We start from the raw sequence: 864 nt of genomic DNA on the forward strand, positions 1-864 counted from the left end.
TCATGCGCGAGCGGCGAACGGCCGCCGACCATATAGCGGATGTGCTGCTTGGAGAGTTCATCGAACGTCAGATCGACGGTGGGAAAGCCGTGCGCCTCGAACGCGCCCGCGATCTGCGCGGACTCGCTGCGATTCCTGATCTGCACGCCGACGAAGATGTGCGCCGAATTCGCATCCGCGATCCGGTAGTTGAACTCGGTCACGCTGCGCGTGCCGACCAGCTCGCAGAAGCGGCGGAAGCTGCCGCGCTCCTCGGGGATCGTCACCGCGAACACCGCTTCGCGCGCTTCCCCCACTTCCGCGCGCTCGGCGACGAAACGCATCCGGTCGAAGTTCATGTTCGCGCCCGACGTGATCGCGATCAGCGTCTGGTTCTCGATGCCTTCGCGCTCCGCATACTGCTTCGCGCCGGCCACGGCCAGAGACCCCGCGGGCTCCAGCACGCTGCGGGTGTCCTGGAACACGTCCTTGATCGCGGCACATAGCGCATCGGTATTCACCAGCAGCACGTCGTCGAGATATTCGCGGCACAGCCGGAAGGTTTCCTCGCCGACCAGCTTCACCGCGGTGCCATCCGAAAACAGGCCGACTTCATTGAGCGTGACCCGCTCACCCGCTTTCAGCGACGCCGCCATCGCGCACGAATCGTCGGTCTGCACGCCGATCACCTTGATCTCCGGACGCACCGATTTCACGTACGCCGCGACGCCCGCCGCCAGTCCGCCGCCGCCGATCGGCACGAAGATCGCGTGGATCGGCCCCTGGTGCTGGCTGAGAATTTCCATCGCGACGGTGCCCTGGCCGGCGATCACGTACGGATCGTCGAACGGATGCACGAAAGTCAGGCCGCGCGCTTCCTGCAGC

General features: G+C 65.6%; 1 protein-coding gene. It reads right to left on the reverse strand.

Translation table 11 applies throughout. The features are described from left to right. The coding region (gene ilvA, locus AC3WLT_RS37205) for a threonine ammonia-lyase, biosynthetic (RefSeq protein ID WP_492596530.1) at positions 1-864 on the reverse strand (864 nt) is incomplete at both ends.

The organism is Paraburkholderia sp. FW306-2-2C-D06C (assembly GCF_058781505.1).